At 30.8% G+C, this 21,117-nt stretch carries 15 protein-coding genes; 3 read left to right on the top strand and 12 right to left on the bottom strand.

From position 1 onward, the window contains the following. Positions 1–120 precede the first annotated feature (120 nt). From CLCHR_RS05290 to CLCHR_RS05270, 5 genes are all read right to left on the bottom strand, one after another. Positions 121–1,509, bottom strand: a complete 1,389-nt coding sequence (locus CLCHR_RS05290) for a L,D-transpeptidase family protein (protein ID WP_079438655.1) — start codon at positions 1,507–1,509, stop codon at positions 121–123. Between the two features lie 151 nt (positions 1,510–1,660). Continuing rightward, the gene (locus CLCHR_RS05285) at positions 1,661–3,325 is read right to left on the bottom strand and encodes a flavin monoamine oxidase family protein (RefSeq protein WP_079438708.1); all 1,665 of its coding nucleotides are present in this window, start codon (positions 3,323–3,325) and stop codon (positions 1,661–1,663) included. Positions 3,326–3,535: 210 nt separating this feature from the next. Continuing rightward, positions 3,536–4,921 (bottom strand): L,D-transpeptidase family protein, encoded by a 1,386-nt coding sequence (locus CLCHR_RS05280; RefSeq protein WP_079438654.1) that lies wholly within the window; start codon positions 4,919–4,921, stop codon positions 3,536–3,538. Between the two features lie 271 nt (positions 4,922–5,192). Then, positions 5,193–5,966 (bottom strand): SDR family NAD(P)-dependent oxidoreductase, encoded by a 774-nt coding sequence (locus tag CLCHR_RS05275; protein WP_079438653.1) that lies wholly within the window; start codon positions 5,964–5,966, stop codon positions 5,193–5,195. A 264-nt stretch (positions 5,967–6,230) separates the two neighbouring features. Continuing rightward, positions 6,231–6,590, bottom strand: a complete 360-nt coding sequence (locus CLCHR_RS05270) for a winged helix-turn-helix transcriptional regulator (protein WP_079438652.1) — start codon at positions 6,588–6,590, stop codon at positions 6,231–6,233. A 127-nt stretch (positions 6,591–6,717) separates the two neighbouring features. On the opposite strand from CLCHR_RS05270, the gene CLCHR_RS05265 reads away from it, so the two are divergent. Continuing rightward, on the top strand, positions 6,718–7,113 hold the full coding sequence (locus CLCHR_RS05265; protein WP_079438651.1) for a pyridoxamine 5'-phosphate oxidase family protein: 396 nt from the start codon (positions 6,718–6,720) through the stop codon (positions 7,111–7,113). A 427-nt stretch (positions 7,114–7,540) separates the two neighbouring features. Here CLCHR_RS05265 and CLCHR_RS05260 read toward each other — a convergent pair whose 3' ends face one another. From CLCHR_RS05260 to CLCHR_RS05250, 3 genes are all read right to left on the bottom strand, one after another. After that, positions 7,541–9,244: a [FeFe] hydrogenase, group A gene (locus CLCHR_RS05260; RefSeq protein ID WP_079438650.1), complete on the bottom strand. Its 1,704-nt coding sequence runs from the start codon at positions 9,242–9,244 to the stop codon at positions 7,541–7,543. 71 nt (positions 9,245–9,315) lie between these two features. Then, entirely contained in the window at positions 9,316–11,196 is a 1,881-nt protein-coding gene (locus CLCHR_RS05255) for an NADH-quinone oxidoreductase subunit NuoF (protein ID WP_079438649.1), read from the bottom strand. Continuing rightward, a complete protein-coding gene (locus tag CLCHR_RS05250) occupies positions 11,186–11,674 on the bottom strand; it encodes an NADH-quinone oxidoreductase subunit NuoE family protein (protein ID WP_079438648.1) in 489 nt (162 codons plus the stop codon). Before CLCHR_RS05250 ends, CLCHR_RS05255 begins: the two co-directional genes overlap by 11 nt. Before the next feature lie 362 nt (positions 11,675–12,036). Between CLCHR_RS05250 and alr the strand changes: the two genes are divergently transcribed. Next, complete coding sequence (gene alr, locus CLCHR_RS05245) at positions 12,037–13,200, top strand: alanine racemase (RefSeq protein WP_079438647.1); 1,164 nt, start codon at positions 12,037–12,039, stop codon at positions 13,198–13,200. Between the two features lie 335 nt (positions 13,201–13,535). On the opposite strand, the gene CLCHR_RS05240 is transcribed toward alr, so the two are convergent. Further along, complete coding sequence (locus CLCHR_RS05240; RefSeq protein WP_079438646.1) at positions 13,536–14,132, bottom strand: DUF1349 domain-containing protein; 597 nt, start codon at positions 14,130–14,132, stop codon at positions 13,536–13,538. Positions 14,133–14,158: 26 nt separating this feature from the next. Beyond that, positions 14,159–15,832, bottom strand: a complete 1,674-nt coding sequence (locus CLCHR_RS05235) for a glycoside hydrolase family 13 protein (RefSeq protein ID WP_079438645.1) — start codon at positions 15,830–15,832, stop codon at positions 14,159–14,161. 179 nt (positions 15,833–16,011) lie between these two features. Between CLCHR_RS05235 and CLCHR_RS05230 the strand changes: the two genes are divergently transcribed. Continuing rightward, on the top strand, positions 16,012–16,908 hold the full coding sequence (locus tag CLCHR_RS05230) for an AraC family transcriptional regulator (protein ID WP_079438644.1): 897 nt from the start codon (positions 16,012–16,014) through the stop codon (positions 16,906–16,908). A 625-nt stretch (positions 16,909–17,533) separates the two neighbouring features. Here the strand turns inward: CLCHR_RS05230 and CLCHR_RS05225 are convergent. Both CLCHR_RS05225 and CLCHR_RS05220 read right to left on the bottom strand, forming a co-directional pair. After that, positions 17,534–19,339 carry a dynamin family protein gene (locus tag CLCHR_RS05225; RefSeq protein WP_079438643.1) on the bottom strand — a complete coding sequence of 602 codons (1,806 nt, stop codon included), beginning with the start codon at positions 19,337–19,339 and terminating at the stop codon, positions 17,534–17,536. A gap of 3 nt (positions 19,340–19,342) precedes the next feature. Continuing rightward, a complete protein-coding gene (locus CLCHR_RS05220; protein ID WP_079438642.1) occupies positions 19,343–21,115 on the bottom strand; it encodes a dynamin family protein in 1,773 nt (590 codons plus the stop codon). Between the last annotated feature and the right edge of the window lie 2 nt (positions 21,116–21,117).

The following is a 21,117-nucleotide window of genomic DNA, read 5'->3' as shown; positions in this document are numbered from 1 at the left end:
TCACCTTCTTATATTATTAGTATAAATATTCATACTAATAACATAATAGGTATCAATATCAATTGCAACCATAAAAAAATTATCCCTATACCATAAAACAACAGTATAGGGATTAATTCTTTATTCGTAATAACCAACAATTGGTGTTCCTGCATCAATATTCTGATATATTGTCTTAGCCAATTCATAAGGTGAATTTACGCAGCCATGTGATCCATTAGTCAAATATATCTGTTTACCAAACTCATTTCTCCAACTAGCATCATGTATTCCAATATTTCCATTAAAAGGCATCCAATACTCAACCGGAGAACTATAGTCTTCACCCACCAAAGTTGCATTTCGTTCTTTATAATTTAATACATATGTACCTGCAGGAGTTAACGTGTTTGTACTCGCATTACCAGTAACTACATCTCCTTCCACCACAAGTGCTCCATTTTTATAAAACCACAAATGTTGCTTTGTCATATTAATTTCTACATATGTATCACCAATATCATTACTTCCCTTTGCAAGTGCAGTTTGGGAATATGCTGGTTCTTTTGTTATATCTTGTCCATTTTTAACAGCTTCTATAATATCCTTCACTTCTTTTGAATTATTTACAATCCATCCGTAATTACCACCACTTACTTTTATTGTTTTCTTAGTAGTTGTAACAAAATTTCGTGTATTTCCAAAGGTATTAAAAACACTAGATATTTTGTACACGTAGTTCTTTACTTTATCCTCATTAAATGTAATTTCCATATCTTTATTGACTCCAAGCCAATTATGTATTGTGGAACCATCTAAAACTTCTGTTTTATCACCAGACTTATATGTAATTTTTAATCCTGTATACTTATCTAGCGTGTTTTTCGTATCAATAACTTCTTGTGATTTCGATGTATATTTTGGATTTTCATAAATATTACTTGCACTTAAATCCAATTTTGCCTTTCCATTAAGGACTGCATCTCCCACTGCATCATGTAGCGCATTTTTATTTATTTTATTCCCTAAAACTTCATCAATAATTTCGTAACTTCCATCCTTATATTCAAAACTAGCATTCTTAGGCTCAACTGTATTACTACTAGTAATACATGCAAGATTATTTAATGTTTTATTTAATAATTCCTCATCGTATGTCACTATTTGAGATGCTTCCGACTCATCTTTCTTAAAAATTGTTGAAATCCAGTTAAAAGGATTTTGTTTATCTTTTAACTCTTTGATTTTATTACTATCATGTTTCAATCCTATATCAGCCGCCTTAATTGTTTCGGTCATGTCACCTCTTTCATCTAGCTCCAATGTATATAAATTTATTTCAGATGCTAATTTAGTCTCAGCTTCTTCAACCGTTTTTCCTGAAACATCAATTCCATTTATTATGGATCCAAAGTGAAAATGATTAGTAAAGTATAATGACAGACCTAAATAAACGGCAGTTAAAATGCTTAGAGAAACCACAACACCCGGAATAACTTTATTGCTTTTATCTTTTCTTTTTCTTCTCATGACAATTACTCCCTTCGTGTACTATTATACTCTAAAATCAGCTTTTTTTACACTTTCTTTTGAATATATCTTATATTATTTTGTCTAAATAATAAGAAAAAATAAGCTGCATCAAAATAAATATTTATCTGTATATTTTGATGCGGCCTGTTTATACACTTTTGCAAAGCCTTGCTATCTCATTTGCTGCTTTGGCTGCAGTACTAAGAGATCCTTCTATCCAACCATGTGTCAAAGAAACATGTTCCCCTGCAAAATGTACTCTATTATCATATTCTGTTTTTGCCATTGCATATGAAAAATGCTTTTGCTGCTCAGGCATAAAATAACAAAATGCTCCATAAAATCCTTTTTCTCCATTCCAATTAACAGTAATAAAGTTTTCAACTATGGAATCAAGATATCCCTTTTCAAGTCCATGAACTGCTTCAACTTGCCTTTTTATTTCCTCTACACGTTTTATATCCTCTAAATCACCAACACGTATAGCGTCTAAATTTAAATTATAGGATGACAATAAAACACCTGGTTCATTATATGAATTATCCCGCATTCCAGTAGGTACTTGCTGACTTTCTTCTTGAATATTTTCAATACTATTTCTATGACTAGGATACCATATAGTCTGAATTGGCAAATCTGTATTCGACCCTCCGCCAACAATCCTTTCATTGTCATTTCCTCTTTCCCAAAATCGTTCATTGCACATGAAAGCGGTCTTTTGAGAAGATGTATAAAATACTTCTTTTATCGCTTGCATTTTTTCAGAACTAAACATTGGATTAATATATACATTGCGAAGACTAGAGAAAGGAATTGTGCAAATAACATAGTCAAAAGATTGATTATGAGTTTCCATAGTTTTCTCGTCTTTATATTCAAGTATTACTTTATTGGGTATATCTCCTCTTAATATACTATTAACTGTCTTACCATTTGCCCATGTTATTTTGCCTAAACCATCTTCTTGAATATTAGAATACTCAATTGGGTTTTTAGACATTAAAGAGTTGTAGAAAGAAAGTGGAAAATTAACCATACCTCCAACTATTTCATATCTATACGCATAATCTACAGTATACTCTTCAATAAGATTTTCAGTGTAACTATTATAATAAAATGATCCAAGAAAAGGGGCCAAACCGGAAATCATTTCTATAGCAGCCTCACTTAATCCCATTTTTTCAAGCACTCTTCTTATTCCAAAGCTACCCAGATATTCGATTGTTAAAGAGTACTCTCTCTTTACCTGTAACAGCTCTTTTCTAGTTGCTGGTGATATTTTGTATAAATTACTTGATAATGCATCTCCAATAAGTTTTTGCCATGGTGTAACTCTCTCCTGTGGAGTCAAATCGAATTCAGGATAAATATTTTCCATTACACTTTTACCTTGAGGATCATTTCTTGCACGCTTATGCCTTACATAAAATAATGCATTCTCATTATTTTGAACAAAAGGTCTTGTCCTTAATCCAAAAGTATTAATATAATGCCAAGTCGTTTCATGTGCAACCGGTATACGCATTGCTCCAAGTTCTGCATAAAATCGTTTATCTGCATCAAAATAATGAGTATAGATTCTTCCTCCAAGTCTATTTTCCTGAGTTTCAAAAATAGTAATATCAAATCCAAGTTTTCTAAGTTCAAATGCCGAGGTTAACCCTGCAATTCCTCCACCAATTATGCCAACCCTAATTCCTTTGCAGCTTCCTGGTGATGCAATTGTTGTAATATCCTGTGGCGGACTAAGTAATTCTATTATATTATTAAAATCTTCAGCACGATTAGATTGCTCTAAAGTCATTAATAACATTTTATGTCTCTCTTCATCAGTTGGATTATCTGGCTGAATAAAATTAACTTGCCTGTAATCTCTAACCAAATAAATTCAACTCCTTAATAAGAATTGTTATATTTAAATATACTATTTACTACATGATAAAAGACCAGCAAAATGCAGGTCTTAATAAAATTTATCAAGTAATAACAGAGTCTGATTTACTTCAAATATCCTACTGAAGATTTAATAATAACAAATAACAGGGCTACCCTCATCAATATTATTAAATATTGTACTAGCTAAATTATAAGGAGCATTAACACACCCATGTGAGCCATTTGTTCTATATATATTTCCTCCAAACTCACTTCTCCAACTTGCATCATGAATTCCAATCCCTTCATTAAATGGCATCCAAAAATTCACTGGTGAACTATATCCTTGACCTTTCAAGATAGCATCTCTTTCTTTATATTTCAACTTATAAATACCTGTTGGAGTTCCACAGTTATTACTTATATTTCCTGTAACAACATTTCCTTCTGTAATTAATGTACCATTTTTATAATACCATAAATGTTGTTGTGACATATTAATTTCTACATAAGTATTACCAATATCATTTTTTCCATGAACTATGGCTGTCTGCATATACTTAGGTTCTTTTGTTACAGTTTTCCCTTCTTTTACTATAGCTATCAAATCCTTTGCTTCCTCATCTTTATTAATTATCCAGCCATAATCACCTCCACTGACCTTTACACTTGCTCCTAAGGATGTGACAAAATCTCTTGTTTTACCAACTGTATTATAAGAACTTGACAGTTTATCTAAATAACTTTTTATTTCCTTCTCATCAAATGTAATTTCATAGTCTTCATTTATCTTAAGCCATTTATTAATTGTGGATCCGTCTAAAACTTCTGTTTTATCACCAAATGTATATGTGATTTTTGATGAAGAATATTTATTAAGTAAGTCTTTTGTATCAATAACTTCCTTAGAATCTGCTGTATACTTTGGATTCTCATAGCAATTCATTGAATCCAAATCTAACACAGTTTTTCCTTTAAGTATTGCATTTACAATATTATCATACAACTTATCCTTATTAATTTTGTTTCCAGGAACCTCACTTATGATTTTATAGCCTTCACTTCCATAGTCAAAAGTAGGATTTTTAGGTTCATTTATCTTATCACTATCAAAGCATGAGAGCTTATTAATGCATTCTTTTAATAATTTATCATCATATGTAACTACATCTTCCACTTTAAATTCCTTCTCGTAAAAAATGGAAATAATCCATTTAAAAGGGTTCTGATTATTTTTTAATTCTTGAACTTTCCCATCCGAATTATATTTCAAGCCAATATCTTCCCCTTTTATCTGTTCTTTATTATCTCCTCTTTCATTCAATTCCAATGTATATTTCTCAACTTTGAGTGGCATTTGTTCATCAACTTCCTCTACTGTTTTGCCTGAAACATTAATGCAGCTAACCGTTGAACCAAAATAAAAATGGTCTACAAAGTACATTGAAACTCCCAGATACATAGCAAGTAAAGTGGAAAAAGAAGCTATAACTACTATTAGAATCTTATTGCGTTTATTTTTTTGATTTCCCATAATAACGTCTCACCCCGTTATTATTATACAAATTTATGGAAGATAAAATGTATGATTTAATTAGTTAAAATATTTTTTATAACTCTTTTATCTACAAAATAATTAGTTTTATCCAAACATCACTTGTTATTATTGTTTCAATATCACATTTTAAAAATATGAATATAAAAAAATTTATTTTTCTTTTCTGTTACCAATTTTTTAGACATTATCACAATTAATTTTCTTATATTATCATTATTTATTATCTATTATTAATTAAGGAAATTAGTCACCTCTTAGAAATACTTAACTTTTTCTGAGTCTTAAAATTAATTTTACTAACCAATCTCTTCGGTAGTCTTATCAATATCTTATTTGCTATTCCCGGCACTACTATTTTTTTATTGTTTATTAATCCTTCATATGCTGCTAGCGCTACTCTTCTCGGATTCATTGCATTTGGCATGTCTTTTTTTCCAGCATTCTTTGAGTAATTAGTTCTAGTTGCCCCCGGACAAAGTGCTGTTACCGTTATATTATACTGTCCTAATTCTATACTAAGGGCTTCCGAAAAAGATAAAACATATGCTTTAGACGCATAATAAACCGCTGTAAAAGGTCCTGGTGAGAAAGCTCCTGTGGATGCTACATTTAAAATTTTTCCTCTTTTTCTTTTTATCATTTCCCTTGAAAAAAGCTTTGTCATTTCTGTTAAAGTTATCATGTTTAGCTGCATGATTTCTAAATCCTTGCTTTCTTCGATTTCATGGAAAAAACCTACAATACCTGTTCCGGCATTATTTATGAGCATATCAACTTGCAAATTCATACTTTTTACCTTATTAAATATTCCTTTAGCAGCTCCAGATTTAGATAAATCGTATTCAATTACCTGAACATTTACTTCATAATCATTTTTAAGTACACTCGCTAATTCTTTTAATTTTTCAATACTTCTTGAAACCAATATGAGATCAAATTTGTGGAATGCAAATACTTTAGCAAGCTCTAATCCTATTCCACTTGATGCACCTGTGATCAGAACAGTCTCTTTATTTTCCATAATTAAGCCTCCTAACTATATTAAAACTTGTTACAACCGAATTTTATTAGCCTCTTTTATCATTTCATAATTGTTATTTAATTCCACAGATTTATTAATCTGATTAACATTGTAGTAATAGCTATATTATTTGTCAATTCAACACATTGCTCAATAAATATCAATATTCTCTTTTATAATATTGCTATAAATAATATGATAAATACAAAATGCTATGGCTCATGCACTAAGCCATAGCATTTTTAAATTAAAAATATTAAAATTTTATTCAGCATCATGTTGAACATCCTCACTAAGTTTTATATGCTCAATATATTTTTCGCCCCAAACAGATATACTATCCAGCACAATTTTGAATTCTTTTCCTATGTCAGTTAATGAATACTCCACTTTAGGCGGAACCTGTGGAAATACGTAACGTTTTACTAATCCATATTCTTCTAAATTCCTAAGCTGCTTTGTTAGTGTAGCTTGTTTAAGCTCTGGAATCAATTTCTGTAATTCCCCAAATCTATGAGTTTCTAAACTTAAAATATGTAAGATTATTATTGCCCATTTACCCGCTATAATTTTTTGGGCTGTTACAAATGGACACCTTCCAAATAATTCTCTTCTTTCCTCCATTTTATACTCCTTTGTATCTTTTAGATACTATGTAACAAAAATAATTCTACTTGAAAAAATTATAGTAATGCCATACTATTTATGTACGCAGAAATTATAACATATTTATAGAAAAGGAGCAATTTCAATGAATGAAGTTTTAGAATTTTTACTTAACAATCCTACTTTTTATCTTGCTACAATGGATGGAGATCAACCAAGAGTTAGACCTTTTGGTGCCGTTATGAAATATGAGGACAAATTGTATTTTACGACAAATAATACGAAGCCTGTATTTGAACAATTAACTAAAAATCCCAAAGTGGAAATCTCAACAACATCTCCTAAAGGTGAATGGATTCGATTAAATGGAAAAGCTGTAGTAGACCCGCGTAGTGAAGTTAAGGCAGCAATGTTAGAAGCAGTTCCTTCACTAAAAAGAATGTATAGCTTAGATGATAATATTTTTGAGATATTTTACCTTGCGGATGCCATTGTAACATTTAGTTCTTTTACAAGTGGTCCTAAAACAGTAAGACTATAACTTAGACTTATGTGATAACTTACCGAAATTATAAACATTTTTATTCCGAAAAACCATGAAAATATCGCTGAAGGTTCTAAGCTGTAGGTTGTATCCACTTTAGCATGCTCCAACTTTCAGTTTGACAAGCTAAAGTGGAACAACCTACAGAGGAAACTCGACTCACATTCGTTCGCTGAGTAAGCGATTCACACCAAATCAAAAGATTTGGGTTCTCTGCTTAAGAACCTTTAACAGCTCATTTTCAAATGTTTTCTTTACAAAAATGTTTATAATTTCTAGTGAAGATATCAGATAAAAGTTTTAGCAAATTTATAAATATGTTCATCTAATAAGTTAAATATTTAACTTCGAAATCTGTACAAGGAGGATATCATAGAATCCCTTTTATAAATTAAAATATGAATTTGATTCATTCTTGGATTAATTATTCTATATTTTTACTATAATGAACATGTAATAACTCTTTTGAACGATTCTTTAATAATCCATTGTATAATGATTGAATTATAGGATTTTCCTCACTTCTTTTGATTTGTGCGACTTTATCAACTTTATATAGTCCTTTTGCTCTTTCATTTCTATCTTCACTTAAGCTAAACGGCTGTCCTGCGCCAGCTACGCAACCTCCAGGGCATGCCATAACTTCTATAAAGTCAAAATGTTCTTCACCTCTTTTAATCTTATCTATCAAAATTTCAGCATTACTAAGACCGCTAACTACACCGATTCTAAGAGTTTCAGCTCCTATTGGAAGCTCACAAACTTTTATACCCTCCATTCCTCGAATGCCAACAAACTCAATTTCCTTTAAAGCTTTAGGAGTTTTATCATTGACTACTCCACGAACAACTGCTTCAGTAACTCCTCCTGTGACACCAAATATTACACCCGCACCCGAGTATAAGGAAAATGGAACATCTGAAGATTCTGCTTCTATTTTATCAAACTGAATACCAATCTCCTTAATCATTGAGCATAATTCTGTTGTTGTAATCACATAATCAATATCTTTTACTCCTTCTCTTATGAATTCATCTCTAGATGCCTCTGCCTTCTTTGCCGTACATGGCATAACTGCTACAGATACAGTTTCCTTCTCCTCTTTAACATCTTTCTCTTTAAAGTATTCCTTTATAACAGCTCCGAACATTTGCATTGGAGACTTACAACTAGATACGTATGGCATGAGCTCCGGGTGTTTGGTTTCTGCATATCTAACCCATGCTGGACAACAGGATGTAAACAAAGGAATACTTTTATCTCCTGACTCCATTTTTTCTAAAAATTCTTTTGATTCTTCTATTACTGTTAAATCAGCACTTAAAGAAGTATCATAGATTTCATCAAATCCTAGTCTCCTCATAGCAGCAACGATTTTCCCCATAACATTTTCACCTGGTTTCATCCCAAATTCCTCACCCATGGCAATTCGTACCGCTGGAGCTACTTGCGCTACAACTCTCTGTCTTGGGTTATATATTGCTTTCCAAACTTCTCTAAGATCACTTTTTATGATAATAGCACCTGTGGGACATACAGTTGCACATTGTCCACAATTTACACAATCTGTTTCTCCTAAGTTTTTTCCAAATGCCGGGCTTACTATCATCTTAGAGCCTCTAAATGCAAAATCAATTGCGCCTACATTTTGTATCTCACTACACATTCTTACACAATCACCGCACAGGATGCACTTATTCGGATCTCGTATGAGCGCATTTGATGATGTATCTAAATTCGCTACAGTTCTTGTATTCTTAAATCTAATGTTGGTTAAACCAAAGCGTAAGGCTAATTTTTGCAGTTTACATTTATTATTTTTTTCGCATACAGTACAATCCCTACAATGTGTAGATAAAAGTAATTCTAAAATCATCTTCCGATGATTATGAAGTTTTGGTGTATTTGTTTTAATTACCATTTTGTCTTTCGGTGGTGTGGAGCAAGAAGCAATAATCGCTCCTCTTTCATCTTCAACGACACACATTCTACATGCTCCATAAATTGATAAATCTGAATAATAACAAAGGGTCGGCAATTCAATCCCTGCTTTTCTTACCAAATCCAAAATATTTTTTTCTTTATCAAACTCTATCCTATCACCATCAATTATCATATATTTGGACATAATATTTTTATCATCCTTTCTATAATCTATAGATTTTAATTTGTTGTATATACAAAAACAATATTTGAATCTTAAGTTAAGTGAATTGCCTTAAAAGGACATCCTTCCATACAAGTACCACACTTAATACATTTTGATTTGTCTATTGTATAAGGTTTCTTTATTTCTCCCGAAATAGCTTGCACTGGACATACTCTGGCACATTTTGAACATCCCTTACATTTTTCCTTATCGATTTCATATAACATTAGAGCCTTACATACGCCTCCAATGCATTTCTTATCTACAACATGAGAAATATATTCTTCTCTAAAATACTTCAAAGTACTTATTACAGGAAACGCAGCACTCTTCCCAAGTCCACAAAGAGCTGTATCAGAAATTGTTTCTGATAACTCCTCCAACATTTCAATATGTTCTAATGTGCCTTTTCCTTCTACTATATCGTTTAGTAATTCCAACATTCTTTTTGTACCTTCTCTACATGGTATGCATTTACCACAGGACTCATTTTGGGTAAAATTCATAAAGAAACGTGCCATTTCTACCATACAATTTTTATCATTCATAACAACTAAACCACCACTACCAATCATTGCTCCAACCTTTTTCAAAGAATCAAAGTCCAATGTTAGATCTAGATGATTCTCATGAAGACAAAGACAACCTCCAGATGGCCCTCCAATTTGTACTGCTTTGAAATTGCCACCTTTAATTCCTCCTCCAATATCAAAGATAACTTTTCTTAAAGTCGTCCCCATTGGGATTTCTATTAAACCTGTATTATTAACATTACCTGTAAGGGCGAATGCCTTTGTACCATAATTTCTTTCAGTCCCCATGGTCTTATACCACTTTGCTCCCTTGTTTATTATCTGTGGAACGTTACAAAATGTTTCAACATTATTTAACACAGTTGGTTTTCCAAACAAACCTTGTTCTACTGTTCTTGGTGGCTTAACTCTTGGCATACCTCGATTTCCTTCAATTGATGCTGTTAAAGCACTACCTTCACCACATACAAAAGCCCCAGCCCCTTGATTTATATGTAGGTTAAAACTAAAACCAGAATTCAGTATATTTGTTCCCAAAATCCCTTTATTTACTGCTTGTTCAATGGCTCTTCGCAATCGTTTAACTGCAAGAGGATATTCTGCACGAACATAAATATAACCATTATGCGCCTTAGTAGCAATCCCAGCAATAATCATGCCTTCTATTACCCCGTGTGGATTACCTTCCATCATGCTCCTATCCATGAACGCACCCGGATCTCCTTCATCACCATTACAAACGATATATTTCTCGCTCTCTTTCTGTGCTAATACCTGGCTCCACTTTTTACCGGTTTGAAATCCACCTCCACCTCTTCCTCTAAGATATGATTCTGATATTTCATTTATAATCTCTTCTGATGTCATATCAAATAATGCTTTAGCCATAGCTTTATATCCACCTACTGCTAAGTATTCATCAATTGATTCAGCATTAATATGTCCACAATTTTCTAACGCAACACGAGTTTGCTTTTTATAGAACGGAATCTCTTCCTGCATGCTATAGTATTTATTATCTTCCTTATAGCATAGGCGTTCAATTACCTCGTCACTAATAATACTTTTATCTATAATCTCTTCACAGTCACTAGCCTTAACCTTTATATATAACCACCCTGCTGGCTCAATTCTTAATAAAGGTCCCATTTCACAAAATCCATGACATCCACTTTTCTTCACCCCTATTATGTCACCATGAGGTTCTTCTTGTAATTCCAGAGTGACATTAAGGCCTCGTTCTTGAATTATTTCATACAATCTCCTGTAGATATCCAAAGAACCTCCCGCTACGCACCCTGTTCCTGCACATACTAATATTTGTTTACATTGCTTATCTAATAATGCTTTATATTGTTCACTAACAGAAATTAATTCCTCCCTCGTTTTAATTTTCATCAGTCATCTCCTCCTTTAATTGTTTAATTAAATTACGCGCTTTCTCCGGAGTCATGGCTGGATACACTACATCATTTACTGTACAAACTGGTGCCAATCCGCATGCCCCTAGACACGATACTGTCTCTACCGTAAAACTCATATCATCTGTTGTAATTTTTACTTCTGAGAGTCCTAGCTCATTTCTAAATTCATTTAATATGGGAATTGACTTTCTTACATGGCAGGCTGTTCCGTCACATATCTTTACAACATGCTTACCTTTTGGTTCTAATGAAAAGTTTTCATAAAAGGTTGCTACACTGTATACTTTTGCTTCGCTAATCTTAAGTTTTTCTGCAATATAGCTTAACGCTTCCTCTGGAAGATACCTATATTCCTTTTGGATATCTTGCATAATAGTAATAATTGCTGTTTTGTTATAATCATTAGAAATTAAAATACCATCTAACTTTTCCATTTCTTCTTGATTTAACATTGTTTTTCACCTTCCTATATATTTCTTTTCCTATATATCAAGACTCACCTGAGTCAAGATTTCCTTTCCTATCAATTATGTTTCATTATTATGTCAGCTTGGATTGTCTAGTTACAGGTATGTTCTAAAAGATAAGCCTATTAAGAATAATATTTCGAAACCACTTCTTATATAATTTCAAACCTTAGTGGTTCTTTCTTTCTTGTCATTAATTTATTATATTGTATATATATTGCATGAAAAATTTAATATTCAAATAAATTTAATATTAAATTTTTAAATAGTAACTTTGTTACATTATGCTGATTAAGATGTATTGAAGTTAATTTTTAATTCAAATAATATTTGTGAGGAATGAATAGATGGAAAAAATACTTAGACCTGTATATGCAGAAATAGATTTAGATGCTATAGCTTATAATATGAAGAATATAAAAAACTTAGTTAAAGATAAAGAAGTAATTGCAGTCGTTAAAGCAGACTGTTATGGCCACGGTTGTTTAGATGTTGTTCCAACTTTACTTGAAAATGGTGCTTCAAGACTTGCAGTAGCCGTTTTGACAGAAGGAATCGAACTTAGAAATGATGATATCAAAGCTCCTATTATGATACTAGGATACACTCCTATTTATTTAGCTGAAGAAATAATAAAATACGACTTAGAGCAGACTGTATATGATTTAGACTATGCAAGAGAATTATCAAAAACAGCATTAAATCTTAATAAAAAAGCAAAAATTCATATTGCTTTAGATACTGGTATGGGAAGAATAGGCTTCCTTCCTACTGATAAAGCACTTAAAGAAATTTCGGAAATATGCTCATTAGAAGGACTAGAAGTTATAGGAATATTTACCCACTATTCCAGCTCTGATGAGAAAGATAAAAACTATACCTATGAACAATTCAAAAAGTTCACAGATTTTAACGAAAAACTATCTAAACTTAAGATTGAAATACCACTAAAACATACATCAAACAGTGGCGCAATAATGGATATGCCTGAAACATATTTAGATGCTGTAAGAGCAGGTATTATACTTTATGGATATTATCCATCAAATGATGTTAAAAAAGAAAACCTTTCTTTAAAACCTGCATTAACATTAAAAGCGATAATAACTCGTGTCCAAGAAATGGATAAAGACATGTATATCAGTTATGGTAGAACTTTCAAAACTGAAAGAAAGAGCCTTATTGCAACTATACCCATAGGTTATGCAGACGGTTATTCTAGATCGCTAGCAAAAAATGCTAAAGTAATTATAAATGGTAAATTTGCTCCTGTTGTCGGAAGAATCTGCATGGATCAATGCATGATTGATGTTACAGATATAGGTGGTGACATTAAAGTTGGAGATGAAGTAATACTCCTAGGTGAGCAAGGTAACCTTAAGTTTAACGCAGATGATTTTGCAGAAATTATGGGAACAATTAATTATGAAATACTTTGTATGCTTAAATACAGAATACCTAGAGTTTACATTAAAAATGGAGAAATTTTCAATGTAAGAAATTATCTTTAATAATATAGATTGTAACTAGCCGAAAGAAAGAGGACTCTATTACTCGGTTGCTGTGAGAAAGAGTCCTCTTTCTTTCTGGTATTATCATATATTCACAATTATCAATTTAACGTACCTATAAGCATTATAATAAAACTATATATCTATAGCTATATCAACTATAAGATATACTTATCCACTGAAATATATCCCAACTAGAAACACAACTTCTAGACTTAGGATTCCTCATTAAAATCCCTTTGGAACTGGAATAAAAGAATTATTTATATTCCGGTGAATTATATTAAAACTACTATTTCATAATTACCTATAAAAATTCTCGCATAATCCTCTATTTAAGCATTTTTATGTTCTTCCCATAAACATTCAGACATACTAAGTTCTGAAAATTCTGCTTTGAAGGAGGAATTTGATGGACTGCAAGCATATAGACCGAAGTTTATTTCTTTATCTCCTTCAAATAAATGAAAGATTCTCATTTGTTTAAATACTTTGCCGTCATAGGAATTTTCAATGCAAAAATCACTTTCTCTACGACTTAATCTATAGTGCATTGATTTTATATCTCCAGCTATATCTGTTGTAGCCCAATCTGAAAATCCATTATTCGTAACTACGCTTCCTAATCTTTGATACTCCTTATTTTCATATTCTATGGATGCCTTAAACCAGTTATCGCTATTCTGGTAAATTATAATGCCACATTGATCAAATTGCTTTTTGCTATCAAATTCAGTTTTAATAGTAAAAGAAAAATATTTCTCTTCAGTTTTCATTAACAAAGCTGGAGAATTATCATTTCTAAATCCGTAATAGGTTCTTTGCCAAAAATCTGTATTTGGCTCTGTAATAATTTCAATTTTATTATCTTTAATTTGATATTTTTGTGGCTCATAAATCCAGAAAGTCTTTTCAAAATCGAATTTAAACATTTTACCCTCCCATAGCACTCAATCTACTAACATAATTTATATAACCTAGCCTCATATGGTCTTAGTACAAATTTTGTCATGTCAGCATGCTCTTCAACTCTATAATTTGAAAGAATCAAGCTTTTATGTTTAAGATTTTCTTCACTATAATTATATTCCACATTTTCTTTTGATATATTAGTAATTATAATATATTTCTCATTGTCTAAACTTCTTGTATATGCATAAATTTTATCATGTTCTTCTAAAATAATATTATATTGCCCATATATTAATGTATTGTTTCCTTTCCTTATTTGAATCATCCTCTTGTAAAAATTGAGTATGGAATCCTCATCTTTAAGTTCATCTTCTACGTTAATTTCTTTATGATTTCTATTTACTTTCATCCATGGAGCTCCAGAAGTAAATCCACCATTTTCTTCGTTATTCCATTGCATAGGAGTTCTTGAGTTATCTCTTGTAGTTGCCTTTATAACTCTAAGCGACTCCTCTTCAGACATTCCACATGCCACTTTTTCCTTATAGTTGTGCAGTGTTGCAACATCATCAAAATCCTCAATGCTTTCATGATCAGCATTTGTCATACCTATTTCTTGACCTTGATAAATAAATGGAGTTCCCATTTGCATAAAATACATCAGTGCAAGAGCTTTAGCACTTTCTTTCCAATATTTTTTATCATCTCCAAGCTTAGATACACTTCTTGTCAAATCATGATTTTCCAAAAATAAAGCTATCCATCCATCCTTATAAATAGCATCTTGCCATCCAGATAGAATCCTTTTAAAATTTACCAAATTAGCTTTTTCATCATTTTCTGTTTTCCACAATTGCATATGCTCGAATTGAAATATCATTGAGAATTTACCTTTTTCATTTCCTGCCCATTCCTCTAAATCTTCTATACCGACACCACTTGCTTCTGCTATTGTAAATGTATCATACTTATCAAAGGTATTTTCTTTCAAATCTTGGAGCAATACATCTATGCCTGGCTGTTTCATATGCTTATCAAAGGACTGCACATATTTTAAGTTTTCTGGGTTAGGCATATCATCATAATCAAACTTTTTAATATGACTGATTGCATCCACACGAAAACCATCTATCCCCTTATCTAGCCACCAATTAATCATCTCATAAAGGGCATCTCTTAAATTTTCATTTTCCCAATTAAGGTCTGGCATCTTTTTACTGAATAAATGTAAATAATATTCGTCACTCTTTGAATCGTATTCCCAGGCTGATCCTCCAAATATGCTTGCCCAATTATTGGGTTCCAAGCTAAGTTCCTTGTCCGTAGCTTTTTTTCCTTTTCGCCAAATATACCAATCTCTTTTTTCACTATCTTTTGAACTTTTTGCTTCAATAAACCATGGATGTTCATCTGATGTATGATTGATTACTAGATCCATAATTAAGCGCATACCTCTTTTATGAACTTCTCTAAGTAAATTATCAAAGTCATCCATTGTACCGAATTCCTTAAGTATGTCTTTATAATCACTAATATCATATCCATTATCATCATTTGGTGATTTATATATTGGACTAATCCAAATTAAATCTATTCCTAAATCTTTTAAATAATCTAATTTTTCAATGACACCATTTATATCCCCAATACCATCTCCATTAGAATCATTAAAACTCCTCGGATAAATTTGATAAGCTATTAATTCTCTTTGCCAATTCATAAGTCCCCTCCAAAACTGCTATTACTTCTAAGTATTGTAATAACTTCTAAATATAATTAATTATTAGCACTTCTGTTTCAAAAATATTAATATAATGCTATTATAAGTTATAAATATTAGTAATACTTGCAAAATAAAGTGAAAAAACATAAAAATACTGTTCTTTTGAGGTGATAATATTGCATAGCTTAAATTTAAAAGAAAATAGAATTCATGGTAATTTTATTTTGCCTTTTTCAGTTTATCATTGCGAAATTAATGATAATGTATCGCATTCCATAGTAACTCATTGGCATGAAGAAATAGAAATAATCATAGTTGAAAAGGGAATGGCAGAATTCAGAGTAGATTTAGATTCGTATATCCTTAAAGACGGAGATATTTTAATAATAAAACCATTCTCATTACATTCAATCTATCCAGTTGACAATATGCATTGCACCTGGAATGTTATGGTGTTTAATTTAGGAATGTTAAACAGTTCTACCACAGATGGCTGCTTAATTAAATATTTTGCACCCATATCTAACAACGAACATCAATTACCCATAATAATAAACAATTTCCTAGCGGGCTATGATGAAATATTTAACTCTATAAGTGAAATTATAAATTGCTTTGACATAAAAAAGACTGCATTTGAATTAAAAATAAAATCTCTGCTATTTTATTTCTTTTCACTTCTTTATGAGAATGATTTAATTTTAAAGAAAAAAACGTCTTCTTTAACTAATGAATCTACAGAAAAAATCAAAACTACACTAAATTACATACATGAAAATTACATGCATGAACTTCCCATTTCTGAAATTGCTAATACCTGCAATTTCAGCCAATATTATTTTATGAAGTTTTTCAAAAAACATTTAGGTATCACTTGTAACGAATATGTTAATGTTTATAGATTAGCTATGGCATCAAAGCTATTAAATACAACTGATAAATCCATAACAGAAATTTCTTTTGAAACAGGCTTTAATAGTGTCTCTTATTTCAATAAGCTCTTTAAAGAAAAATTCAAGATAACACCAAAAGAATTTAGAGAAACAAATAAGGATAAATTTATAGATGTATAGGTAAACTTTGAATTATATATGTAACTCACCGAAAGAAAGGGCATTCTATTGCTCGGTTACTAGAGAAACCAGCTATGTATTTCTAACAGTAAAAGTTGTACCCATTCCTGCATGCTCCTGAGCTAAAGCTCATGACAAGCAAGAATGGAACAACTTTTACTGAAGAAATACTATAGCAGTTTTCTCAATGCAACACTGCGCAAAAGAATGCCCTTTCTTTCTGGTGTGGTATACATTTAAATGGTTTATCTATAGTATTTAATTTAAAAACTTGAAATATATATTTGAATAATTTAATAAAATTTTTGTTTTGGTTATCTATAAGTAAATTAATGCTTACACTTATTATATGAACACATTTATATCTTCACTAGATTTTAAGTGATATTTTCATCAGAAATCAGATACATTTTTGTGAAGCAGGCATTTGAAAATAAGCTGTTAAAAGTACTTAATGGTAGCTTGTTCCACATTAGCTTGTCACACTGAAAGTGGGAGCAAGCTAATGTGGGTACAATCTGCCATTTAGTACTTTCAGCGATATTTTCATAGTCCTGAGGAACAAAAATGTATCTGATTTCGGTAAGTAACCACTTAATTCTAAGTTAGATATTATTCATCTATATTATTTTTTTAAGTTTACTAGTAAACATTTATTTAGTAAGAATTCTATTTCTGACCTTAATCTAATTAGTTCTTCTGAACTTATATTTTCCAGCTCATTTTTATCATTACTTAATTCTTCGCTTAATTCATTAAATAGTGCTAATATCTCTTCCTTATTAGTTTCTTTTAATTCATCTAAATATTTTCTTGTAGAATTCTCAATATTATTTGCCCAATTATCTATAGCGGTTATAGATATCTCTTCTATTTTTTTCTGCCATGTTAATGAATCATATAAAAAGAATATTGAATCTGTAAATATGTTTAAAGATTCTGTAATCCCTTTTAAAGATGTAGCCCTTATTGTTTTTAACAAACGATTTAGATTAGCATTTATTTCTCCAAATGTTGCTCTTTCAAATGTATTTACAATTTTCTTTAAATTCTTACTTGTCCCATATTCATCATCTACTTCTCCAGAGGTTCCTTTATATGCTTTTCTAAACATTTCACCCGTAGCTCGTCCAATAACATCTCCTCTATGCTTTTCTATTATTCCTTCAATAACTTCGCTATAAGAAGGTGCGCTTTTCTTAATATCTTCTTTTATTTTAATAATCTGTGTATCGAGCATATTTTCAATTTCTCTATCCAAGCTAATAAATTCGTCTTCAATATATGAAACTAAATTCTCAGTTTCTTCATTAGTAAGCTTCGGTACATAATAATGCTGCATTAATGAAAAAGTTTCTTCTTTCATTGACCATTTACTTTCATCATATATGTATTTAAAAATCTCTTCTTTAATTCTTATATCAGACTTACTAATTAATCTTATAGACTTTAATTTTATTTTCACGAATCCATTTTCTATTGCTTCTAATATATTCTGCTTTTGCTCAAGAAAATCGTTAATTATGTTTACTCTTTCCTCTATATTTTCTTTTGTACTTTCTATTTCTGCAATTCTAGAATTAATCTTAATCTCACATTCACGCAGTAAATAATCTTGGTAGTTTTTCAACGTTTCTGAAAGTTCTTCTCTTTTACTTTCATCATTAGTCCTTTCATAAATGTAATCCCATAATGCCTCTGTTACTGGATTCTTTTCACTACTGCTTTCAACAAGAAACGCTTTAACATCCTTATGAATACATTCATTAACACTCTTTCTTATTTCAGAAATTCTCTTATTATCCTCTGTGATACCCTGTGGGCACATATTTATAGATAATACTACTTCTACATTATCGTTTATGATTTCACCGACATATTTCAAGAATTGAAAGTCATCTTCCCCAATTCCAGTCTTATATGAAACTACATATATAATAAAATCGCTTTCAGGTATAAATTCCTTTAAAACTTCCTCATGTCTTTCAATTAACGAACCATATCCCGGAGTATCAAAAATCCTTATTCCATCATATTTCGAATTTTTACAAGGTCCAATATATCTCAACCTATTCAATTTATCACTTGGTTTTAACGTAAGCGCTGCAAATTTATCACTATCTATAATCTCCATGCTAAAGTCATTGTTTATAGCTACAAGAGTTTCTTCATAATTGTTGCCAATTATAACTTCAGTGACAACTCCGGTAGTTGGTTTTACACTTTCAACCAATATCTTATTATCAAACATACTATTTATTAAGGCACTTTTCCCAGAACTTGTTTCCCCTAACATGACAATATAATGAGCGGGATTTATTATCCTGCTTTTTATTAATAAATTTTTAGCTTTAATATCATCATTTTCAATTATACTAATCACTTTATCAATTCTCTTCTGTCTCTCTACACAGCTTTTAAAAAAATCCATATATTAATTCTCCTTATATTCCTCTATTAATCCCTCTAACACTTTCAAGTCTTTTTCAAATTCTAAGGCATGATCTTCATTGTAGTTTGCTTCGTATTGCTTTTCTATACGCTCTATATCTTCCTTAAAATTCTTCTCTAAATTAACTCTTAAAGTCTTTATAGAATCATCTATTTCTTGTTGCTTAGCCATTAAATCACCAATTATTTCTTCTTTTAAATACTTTTCCAGATCTTCTATCATAGGCTCTAAATCTTTTAAAGTATAGACAGCTCTATTTTCAACTATCTTTTTACGCATATGATTTCCTATTAAAGAAAATGCTAAGCTTATTCCCATACCTACAAGAATTCCTGCTGGTCCTCCGAAAATCCCAACAGCTCCAATTGTACTTACCACACCACTTGATACTCCCAATACAGCCGGAAGAGATTTTTCAAATTTAATTGAACTCTTTTTATTGAAAAACGATATATTTTCATATCTTCCATCAAAGCCTTTTATCTTTACTTCTTCAAGTTCAATACTAATATTTTTTATAAAAGCACTTATATTTGATAAGACCTCATCCATTATATTGTTTATTGCTTTATCAGATGTTTCCTTATACACTAAACTAAGTCTGCTTCCATCAACTATACCCTTATTAATAATCCTTCTAAGTTCTAATTTTAAATTTTCAATATTTTCTCTTATTATCTTTGAAGAACTATCTATAATATTCCCCATTTCATCTTCAGCATAAGACCTACAATTTCTTATTTTTCGTTTATTTTCTGAGAGAATGTTTTTTATTTCATTTATTCTTTCTTCTTTTTCCACATCATTTTGCTTATCTTCATTTAAGGCTAAGGTTTTATAAGTCTCTATTCTATCAGTAATGCTTTCCAATGTTTCATTGATTCTTGCCTTTAAAGTCTTAGTTAATTCTTCCTTATATTCTTTTGAAATATTTCTTATTTCCTCCAAAACATTAACTATGCCAGAATTATTATAAGCTGCTTCATTTTTAGTAAATTTCCCTTTTACAGCTTCATAAACATTTACAATATTTACATTTATACTTCTTTCTTCATTATGAGCATAGCTTATACTACTTAAAACTCCTTCATTGTGCTCTCTTGCCTCATTTGCATCCTCTAAACTTTCATCATTCCATTTATTCTGAACAAAAATAGTATTGGTTAACTTAGGCCATAAAGCATTTATGAAATTTTTTTCAGTTCTTGTAATAGGAGGATTTGTCCTGATCATAAAAATTCCAGCTACTAGCTTATCTACATATTCTAAAGTAGTTTTTTGGTTTTGTGGTGTTAAGCTACCAACCCCTGGTAAATCAACAAGAACGATATTTTCTTTTAGCACCTCACTTTTATTATGAAGAACTATTCTTGATACTTTAAGATTATTTGCTTCATTATAATCATTATGTACATACTTCTCTAAATCTTTTATGTGTATATTATCTTTACTTCCATTTAAATAATACACTATAGCTTCTTCAATATTTTCTCCATATCTAACTTCAACAGGCACACAAGTTGTTTCATCAACATCAGTTGGTAATACATTATCCTCCATTAATATAGCGTTTAAAAAGCTACTTTTTCCTGCGCCTTGAATCCCCAAAACTGGAACAATTATTTCTTTTTTATTTAAGTTTTCAATAAAATGCTCAAAGTATTTCCTATAGTTTACTCCTTGATTTTCATTACTAAGGTATTTTTCCAGTAATCTATAAAATCTTTCGTCTTTGATCAAATCTATATTCGCCATTA

The sequence above is a fragment of the Clostridium chromiireducens genome, assembly GCF_002029255.1.
Taxonomy (GTDB): Bacteria; Bacillota; Clostridia; order Clostridiales; family Clostridiaceae; genus Clostridium; species Clostridium chromiireducens.
This window is presented reverse-complemented; position numbering and strand designations above follow the sequence as displayed.

What these genes read in the sequence shown, in the direction of transcription:
- CLCHR_RS05290 (WP_079438655.1), bottom strand. Translation starts at nt 1,509, where the DNA reads ATGAGAAGAAAAAGAAAAGATAAAAGCAATAAAGTTATTCCGGGTGTT.
- CLCHR_RS05285 (WP_079438708.1), bottom strand. Translation starts at nt 3,325, where the DNA reads ATGTTATTAATGACTTTAGAGCAATCTAATCGTGCTGAAGATTTTAAT.
- CLCHR_RS05280 (WP_079438654.1), bottom strand. Translation starts at nt 4,921, where the DNA reads ATGGGAAATCAAAAAAATAAACGCAATAAGATTCTAATAGTAGTTATA.
- CLCHR_RS05275 (WP_079438653.1), bottom strand. Translation starts at nt 5,966, where the DNA reads ATGGAAAATAAAGAGACTGTTCTGATCACAGGTGCATCAAGTGGAATA.
- CLCHR_RS05270 (WP_079438652.1), bottom strand. Translation starts at nt 6,590, where the DNA reads ATGGAGGAAAGAAGAGAATTATTTGGAAGGTGTCCATTTGTAACAGCC.
- CLCHR_RS05265 (WP_079438651.1), top strand. Translation starts at nt 6,718, where the DNA reads ATGAATGAAGTTTTAGAATTTTTACTTAACAATCCTACTTTTTATCTT.
- CLCHR_RS05260 (WP_079438650.1), bottom strand. Translation starts at nt 9,244, where the DNA reads ATGTCCAAATATATGATAATTGATGGTGATAGGATAGAGTTTGATAAA.
- CLCHR_RS05255 (WP_079438649.1), bottom strand. Translation starts at nt 11,196, where the DNA reads ATGAAAATTAAAACGAGGGAGGAATTAATTTCTGTTAGTGAACAATAT.
- CLCHR_RS05250 (WP_079438648.1), bottom strand. Translation starts at nt 11,674, where the DNA reads ATGTTAAATCAAGAAGAAATGGAAAAGTTAGATGGTATTTTAATTTCT.
- alr (WP_079438647.1), top strand. Translation starts at nt 12,037, where the DNA reads ATGGAAAAAATACTTAGACCTGTATATGCAGAAATAGATTTAGATGCT.
- CLCHR_RS05240 (WP_079438646.1), bottom strand. Translation starts at nt 14,132, where the DNA reads ATGTTTAAATTCGATTTTGAAAAGACTTTCTGGATTTATGAGCCACAA.
- CLCHR_RS05235 (WP_079438645.1), bottom strand. Translation starts at nt 15,832, where the DNA reads ATGAATTGGCAAAGAGAATTAATAGCTTATCAAATTTATCCGAGGAGT.
- CLCHR_RS05225 (WP_079438643.1), bottom strand. Translation starts at nt 19,339, where the DNA reads ATGGATTTTTTTAAAAGCTGTGTAGAGAGACAGAAGAGAATTGATAAA.
- CLCHR_RS05220 (WP_079438642.1), bottom strand. Translation starts at nt 21,115, where the DNA reads ATGGCGAATATAGATTTGATCAAAGACGAAAGATTTTATAGATTACTG.